This is a genomic window from Acinetobacter sp. UNC436CL71CviS28, assembly GCF_000620525.1.
Lineage (GTDB): Bacteria > Pseudomonadota > Gammaproteobacteria > Pseudomonadales > Moraxellaceae > Acinetobacter > Acinetobacter radioresistens.
Genome location: NZ_JIBB01000061.1, coordinates 1 through 7,923, shown reverse-complemented (window position 1 = coordinate 7,923; position 7,923 = coordinate 1). Strand labels below are relative to the sequence as shown.

4 protein-coding genes and 1 pseudogene are annotated in these 7,923 nt (G+C 39.6%); 3 read left to right on the top strand and 2 right to left on the bottom strand.

Going from position 1 to position 7,923, the window contains the following annotated elements; genetic code table 11:
* Window positions 1-255: pseudogene (locus N518_RS16940) on the bottom strand (IS4 family transposase); the annotation flags it as partial.
* 175 nt (window positions 256-430) lie between these two features.
* On the opposite strand from N518_RS16940, the gene N518_RS0114595 reads away from it, so the two are divergent.
* From N518_RS0114595 to N518_RS16455, 3 genes are all read left to right on the top strand, one after another.
* Window positions 431-2,125: an NAD-dependent malic enzyme gene (locus N518_RS0114595; protein ID WP_005023691.1), complete on the top strand. Its 1,695-nt coding sequence runs from the start codon at window positions 431-433 to the stop codon at window positions 2,123-2,125.
* Between the two features lie 140 nt (window positions 2,126-2,265).
* Window positions 2,266-5,583 (top strand): type VI secretion system Vgr family protein, encoded by a 3,318-nt coding sequence (locus N518_RS0114590; RefSeq protein ID WP_005023690.1) that lies wholly within the window; start codon window positions 2,266-2,268, stop codon window positions 5,581-5,583.
* Window positions 5,584-5,593: 10 nt separating this feature from the next.
* On the top strand, window positions 5,594-7,693 hold the full coding sequence (locus N518_RS16455; RefSeq protein WP_228133348.1) for a peptidoglycan DD-metalloendopeptidase family protein: 2,100 nt from the start codon (window positions 5,594-5,596) through the stop codon (window positions 7,691-7,693).
* On the opposite strand, the gene N518_RS16450 is transcribed toward N518_RS16455, so the two are convergent.
* The coding region (locus tag N518_RS16450; protein ID WP_034594185.1) for an IS30 family transposase at window positions 7,620-7,923 on the bottom strand (304 nt) is incomplete at its 5' end. The two genes, N518_RS16455 and N518_RS16450, sit on opposite strands and share 74 nt — an antisense overlap.

Here is a 7,923-nt window from a genome sequence, read left to right as displayed (position 1 = left end):
GTCGAATGAAAACATATTGAAAATCAACTGAGAAATTTGACGATAATCAAAATACTGACCTGCAAAGAAGCGCTGCATACGTCGATAAAATGATTGTGGTAAGCACTTGATGGGCAAGGCTTTAGATGCAGAAGAAAGATTACATGTTTGCTTTAAAATAATCACAAGCATGATGAGCGCAAAGCACTTTAAATGTGACTTGTTCCATTTTAGATATTTGTTTAAGATAAGATATAACTCATTGAGATGTGTCATAGTATTCGTCGTTAGAAAACAATTATTATGACATTATTTCAATGAGTTATCTATTTTTGTCGTGTACAGAGAAAAAACGCTTAAGCTAAGGGTTAAATCAAGTGAATGAAAGTTGAAGACTGGACAGATCCTTACATTTTAGTCAATCTGGACCAAGTCTATAGGTATGAGATAAATGACCACAGAGCAAAGCAAGCATCCATTATATATTCCTTATGCTGGCTACACCCTATTAGAACTCCCGCTATTAAACAAAGGTTCTGCCTTTACCGAAGAAGAACGCAGTACATTTAATCTGCACGGTTTAATTCCGCATATTATTGAAAGTATCGAAGAGCAGAGCCAGCGCTCCTATCAACAGTACTCTTCTTTTAATGATGCAATCAATAAGCATATTTATTTACGAAATATCCAAGACACTAATGAAACCTTGTTTTACCACCTGATCGAGAATCATCTAAGTGAGATGATGCCGATAATTTATACACCGACAGTGGGTGAGGCCTGTCAGCGTTTTTCTGACATATATCGTCGACACCGAGGAATTTTTATTTCTTATCCGGACCGTGAACATATTGATGACATCTTGCAGAATGTCAGCAAAAAGAATGTAAAAGTTATCGTTATTACAGATGGCGAACGTATTCTGGGCTTAGGAGATCAGGGTATTGGCGGAATGGGGATTCCTATTGGCAAGCTCTCTTTATATACCGCATGTGGCGGAATCAGCCCGGCTTATACCTTGCCTATTACCATTGATGTGGGAACCAATAACCAGCAACTCTTAAATGACCCGATTTATATGGGATGGCGACAGCCACGTATTACTGGTGATGAGTATTATGCTTTTATTGATCAGGTGATTAATGCCATTAAACGCCGCTGGCCAAAAGCCTTAATTCAGTTTGAAGATTTTGCCCAGAATAATGCAATGCCAATATTGCAGACTTATCGCAACAAAATCTGCTGTTTTAATGACGATATTCAAGGAACTGCAGCAGTATCGGTAGGAAGCCTGATAGCAGCCAGCCGTGCTGCTGGCAAGCAGCTTAAAGATCAGGTTGTGGCATTCCTGGGTGCAGGCTCAGCCGGTTGCGGTATTGCTGAGCAGATTGTGGCACAAATGGTTGCGGAAGGTTTAACTGATATCGAAGCACGAGCACGTGTTTATATGGTCGACCGTTTTGGCCTGATTACTGAAAACCAGCCAAACCTGCGGGATTTCCAGCGTAAACTGGCGCAGCGTGCAGATGTCATTGCCGACTGGGCTGATATGGGTGAAGTTATCTCTCTACTGGATGTAGTCAGAAATGCTCAGCCAAGTGTATTGATTGGAGTATCTGGGCAGCCCGGACTATTTACTGAAGAAATTATTAAAACTATGCATGCGCATTGTGAACGTCCAATTGTAATGCCACTTTCTAATCCGACTTCTCAGGTTGAGGCTGTACCCGCCGATATTATCCAGTGGACGGAGGGGAAAGCTTTAATTGCAACCGGTAGCCCGTTTGCACCGGTCAATTATCATGGCAAAATTTATGAGATTTCCCAGTGTAATAACTCATATATTTTTCCAGGTATTGGTTTAGGTGTAATTGCCTGTGGCGCCACCCGGATTACAGATAGCATGCTTATGGCTTCGAGTAATGCCTTGGCAGATTGTTCACCTATGTTAATTGATCCAGAGGCAGACTTATTGCCGAGTATTGATGAGATTCAAAAGGTCTCTAAAATCATTGCTTTTAAAGTTGCGAAAGCAGCTATGGAAGCTGAAGTTGCTCCTCTCATTAATGATGAGCTCTTACAGAAGTGTATTGAAGAGAACTTCTGGAAACCAGAATATCGTCGCTATAAACGAATTCCTTTTTAACTTTAAGTAAATTCAAGGAGCTTTGGCTCCTTTTTTATTATTCAATAAAAAAGACTTTAACCCCAAAGCTGGAAGATTACAACGATCTTGCATTAAAATGCGCCCAATTTATAACATCAATAATTAAAAAGAAGGCAACCATGCTGAAGAATATTTATTCTCTTTTTGAGCAGATGGGGCTAGGCGCATTAAAACGGGCCCTGCATGTCCAGTTTTCTCTTCCTGAACTTAATCAGCAGGTTTTTCTGCAACGTATTGATGGGCAGCATCGTATCAATCATGGTTTAAAGATAGAATTAATTTGCCTCTCAACCAATGCACATCTTCCGTTAAAGCAATTTATTGGTTGTCAGGTAGCAGTTGACCAAGTGACTGATACCGGGCAACTCAGCCGCAATTCGGGCATCATTACCCAAGCCAGTCAAGGTCAAAGTGATGGAGCGCTCAGCGTTTATAAACTTGTCTTGGAAGATGGCACTGTTCTCTGGCATAAACGTCGCAACAGTCGGGTGTTTATGAATAAGAGTGTGCCTGAAATCAGTGAAATTCTATTCAAGGAATGGCAAGCCAAAAGTCCATTATTTACAGCTAGTTTGAGTCTGGATTTAAGTGGTCTGTCCCAAAACTATGACGTACGCCCTTTTGTAATGCAGGCCAACGAGACTGATTATGAGTTTATAACCCGTTTGTGGCGTAGCGAGGGCATTAACTGGCTGGTCGATGAGCAAAGCTATCTGGTTGCACACCCGTTACAGGAAATTCAGCCACAGAAATTACGTTTGATTGATGACAACGTGCATTATACAGCGCTTAAACGTGGCCTGATAAATTTTCATCGTAGTCATGCGACTGAGCGTTTTGACAGTATCACCAATCTGACGGCCTACCGTAATCTTCAGTCAACGGCTACCCATGTACAACGCTGGCAGGCAGATAGTTTAAGTCAGGATGAAGGGAACGGTTCGGTACTAAGTACACATCAGCACAGCGAACAATATACCAATGAAAGTCTGAGTCTTGAACAGGCCTGGTCAACCAGTCCAGCATGGATTGGTGACCTGAATGGTGCAGACCAGTCAACCGTTTCAGGTTCAGCACAGGTAGAGAAGCTGAATTCTATCTTTAACCAGTACCAAGATAGTCAGGCTAAATATTTTAAGGCAAGCAGTAGTGTACGGGATGCACAGATCGGTTACTGGTTTGAGTTAAATGGGCATCCTGAAATTGACCAGCATACTGGAGCTGACAAACAGTTCCTGATTTATGAAAAAACCTTTTATAACCAGAACAATTTACCTAAAGATATACAAAGCCAGATTGACCTCTTGATCAGTATTAAAGACTGGTTATCTTCAAACGATGAGCGACAGGCCAATGAACTGGTCCTGATACGCCGTCAGGTAAAAGTTGTTCCTGAATACCAGCCGCTGGTCCATCGTCCACCTGCCTATCCACAACGTGCTCGTGTCGTCGGGCCAGAAGGCGAAAGTATTCATGTAGACCAGTGGGGCCGTATTAAAGTCCGGTTTCTGTTTACTAGGGTAGATGACCATAGCCATGATGGAGGAGCCGGCAGTAATAATAATGATACTGACTCAGCCTGGGTAGATGTACTCACACCATGGGCGGGAGAGGGATATGGGGCCCGCTTTTTACCTCGCATTGGTGAATTGGTGGTGATCGATTTTTTTGACGGCAATGTAGATCGCCCATTTATTATAGGGCGTATTCATGAGGCAGAGCGTTATCCGACCCGTTTCGATATTAAGGGGCAACTACCTGATACCAAAAAACTTAGTGGTATTCGTAGTCAGGAAGTTAATGGTAGTGGTTTTAACCAACTACGATTTGACGATACCACGGGTCAGATTAGTACCCAGCTACAAAGTAGCCATGCAGCGACACAACTGAATTTGGGAAATCTTAGTCATCCTAAAGACAAAGCGGTTAGCAATAGCCGAGGTGAAGGTTTTGAACTTAGAACCGATGCTTGGGGAGCATTACGTGCTGGTAAAGGAATGCTAATCAGTACCTATCCACAGGAACAAGCCATAGCTGACCATCTGGAAGCTACACAAGCCCAGTCTTTACTGTCGGAAGGCTATGAAAGCATGAAGATGCTAAGCGAAATTGCTACCAAACAGCAGACTGATGCATTAAATGTGATTAACCGCTTACCAAAACTTATCCAGTCACTTGAACTAAAAACTACAGGGCAGGCGTTAAACAGTACACTCAACTTATTTAAAGAAAGCATGAACAATGATCCAATCCATGCACTAAAAGATTGTGGCGGGTTTATTGAAGAAATAGGTTCTTTAGGCGGTGATGTAAAAGGGGTTATAGATGAATTCAATACATTTTTTACTGATGCTAAAGATGCAGTGGAGAACTTAAAAGAGTTTATTGAAAATGTTGAGGAGCATGGTGCTGATATTGTAAAAGGCAAGCTTGCCAGTATTAAAGACCAGATTCAGCAGAACCCATTTGAAAGTATTAAAGAAGTGGGAAAAGTCTTGGCAAATGTAGATATGAAAGACTTTGACCTAATGAGCGTATGTGGAACCTTTAGTAAAGGTAGCAAGCTGCAAATCACTCCTTCTAAAGCATTGAGTTCGTTACAAGGCTTTATGGAAGGCTATACCCAAGGTTTAGAAAGTAGTCCCGACACTAAACAGCAAGAGCAGGGCAAAATTTTTAGACAGGCATTGATGTTATTAGCTTCACCAAATGGTATTGCTTTAACGACACCTGAAAATATTGTTTTGCAGGCCTCTCAGGATATTGCCGAGAGTGCCAGTGGTTCAATTAACCTGAGTGCGCAGAAGAATATTATTGGACATGCACAGGACAAAATCAGCCTGTTTGCTGCACAAAATGGGCTCCGCGCTTATGCAGCAAAAGGGAAGCTCGAGCTACAAGCACAAGACGATGCGATTGAGGCGATTGCCAAGAAGGTCATTAAACTGATTTCTACTGAGGAAAAGATTGAAATCACCAGTCCTAAAGAGATTGTCCTGACAGCAGGTGGCTCTCAGCTGAAGATCAATGCCAACGGTGTGTTTTCAACCACAGGCGGTAAGTTTGAGAGTAAGGCTGGGCAGCATTTATTTACTGGTGGAGCTAAAGTTTCATATGAGGTACCTGAATTACCAAAAATAGGGCTATATGCTGTTGATTTCTTATTTTCAAGTTTAGCAGGTACGGGGATAGGAAATGCAAAAATACAGATGTATGAACCAGATAAGAAAGAAATTATTTGGGAAGGGGTAACGGATTCAATAGGGAAAAGCAACTTATCAGTGCAAGAAGAATCAAAACGATACGAAGCATTGATTGGTTTTGATGAATGGTCAAGTATCTTTGACGATGAGGATAAATACGAAGAAGAAAATGACGATGAATTTGAAATTGGTGAACATGGTTTACAAGCTGAAAAAAAAGATTTAGAACAATAGGTAATTCTATATGTCAAAAGTTTATATAGTTAAATCTGGTGATACTCTTTGGGGAATCTCAAAAAAACATCATATTACAGTAAAAGAGCTTGCGAGAATTAACTCATTATCAGGCAGAATGATTCATAGCTTAAAAGTAGGACAAAAAATTCATTTAAAAGAAGACTCTGGTATTAGCCATAAATTTGAAACCCAATTAAAAATAGTCTTAATGGATCTTTCTTTTAAACCAATATTAAAGGCTACAATTCAACTAGAATTTGATGGAAAAAGGGTAGTAAAAAATACGATTAATGGTATTTTTGATGATATAGGAATAGAAGACCATTCTAAAGGGCTAAAAGTATTCTTCAAAAATATAAATGGCAGCTTTGATTTAATTGCTGACCATAAAATGCTTCCTTTGGGGCGAAAAGTCTTAAAATTAACTTCAAGAAAAATTAAAGTTGAAGGATCACATTATGTAAAAGAAGGCTTACTTAACGAGACTATATCTGAAATTAAAAATAATTTAAAAAGGGTGGGAAAGCCTATAGTCGATGGAGTCTCTTCAACGTTTGAAAGTCTATCGAGTACAAAAAATCCTCATCAGCTCCAAAGAGTACCATCTAAAGAAAGAAATCAATTACCTGAAGAAAGACAGGAGCAGAAACGAACTGATGCTGGTAATAGTACACACATAATTGCTACACAATTTACAGAAGATAATTTTTTACTAAAGCCAGTTAATAATAAATATAGAGCTTATATTGTGAGCGCTGCTAAGCGACATGGTTTTACCGCACATTCATTAGCAGCTGTTATTGATGCTGAAGCGGCAAAAATAAAAAGAACAGGGGAGTGGAATATTAATAGTAAAGCGAATTCTAGTTCTGCTGCAGGGTTAACTCAATTCTTAGATGGCACATGGCTCGCTATGTGCAATGATAGCAGTTCGTTAGTTGGGCAATATGTAAAAAATAATCCAAAATTAACTAAAGAGCAAAAATTAAATTTGAGGTTTAATGCAGAAATGGCAATTGATGCTGCTGCTGCGTATGCTGTTAGTAATTTTAAATCTTCTGGTCTTCCTTATCAGAATTTAACTGAGCCAAGTTCAATGGCAAAATTTGCTTACTTATTACACCATGAGGGAGCTTCAGGAGGAAAAAATTTCGTCTTAAATACTCTAAGCCCCGAGCGGGCTAAGAAACTATTGTTTATTCAATTTGGTAAAAATGGTGCTAAACAGGCTGAAGAATTCTTAAAAAGGTATAAAGGAGATGCAAAAGCGGCTTATGGAGCGTGGCTAAGAAATTATATTGACGGGCATATTGACATTTATAATTATGTTGTTGATATGAGTAAGACCTCTAAAATAAACTTAAGCATGGAAGAAACTATTAAGCTATTAAATGGACAGTCAATACCAGCACCTATTCCTAAAGATCAAAAAGTAACTTCAAAAACTACTAATACTCAACAATCAGTACCAGAGAGTGAAAGCAATAAATCTCAAGTTAAAAACGATGGAAAGACTGTTGGCGGGGATGAGGGATGGCATGATCCTTTACTAAAATGTAAATTAAGAATAGCAGGATTAGCAAATGCTAAAGGAGCTACCTTTGGTAAAGTGAGAAATAATGGAACCAAGAATCATCAGGGTGTTGATTTACAGGCTAATCCCGGCACACAAATATACGCTGTATGTGGTGGAGTAATTGTTGTTGCTCAAGATTCTGGTGGTGCATATGGTAAAGTTATTGTCTTAAAAGTTGACCTCAATGATCTAGCTGAAAAACAAAAAAAATATGCTCAAAGCAAGCTTGCAAAAAAACAATATATCTACTTCTTTTACGCACATTTGTCAGATATTAATGTGAATTTAGAAGATCCTGTAGTAGAGACTGGAGATATAATAGGGAAGACTGGTGCAACAGGCAATGCAAAGGGAATGACAACAATTCCTAATGGCGCTCACCTTCATTTTGAAGCTAGGAGTGCTCCTGTATTAGGAATTGGATTGGATGGGAGGATTGATCCTATACCGGGCGAATTCAAACATGAGGTGCGACAGTTTCAAAAGCCATATGATAATCAACAAGCTGAGCAAATTTCTCTAATGGTGTAAGCCAATCTAACGCCTTTCTAGGACGAGTATTCAGTGACATGGCAACTTGATTTAAATAATGCTGATCTGCCTGATTTAAATCAATCCCTTTAGGTAAATATTGCCTAATTAAACCATTCATATTTTCGCATGTGCCTTTTTGCCAAGGTGAATGTGGGTCACAGAAATATACATCTATGCCTAAATCTTCTTCGAGTATTTTATGTTCTGACATCTCGCGTCCACGGTCA

Bases quoted from the DNA above. Each gene is read 5' to 3' on its own strand.
- N518_RS0114595 (WP_005023691.1), top strand. From the start codon at position 431: ATGACCACAGAGCAAAGCAAGCATCCATTATATATTCCTTATGCTGGC.
- N518_RS0114590 (WP_005023690.1), top strand. From the start codon at position 2,266: ATGCTGAAGAATATTTATTCTCTTTTTGAGCAGATGGGGCTAGGCGCA.
- N518_RS16455 (WP_228133348.1), top strand. From the start codon at position 5,594: ATGTCAAAAGTTTATATAGTTAAATCTGGTGATACTCTTTGGGGAATC.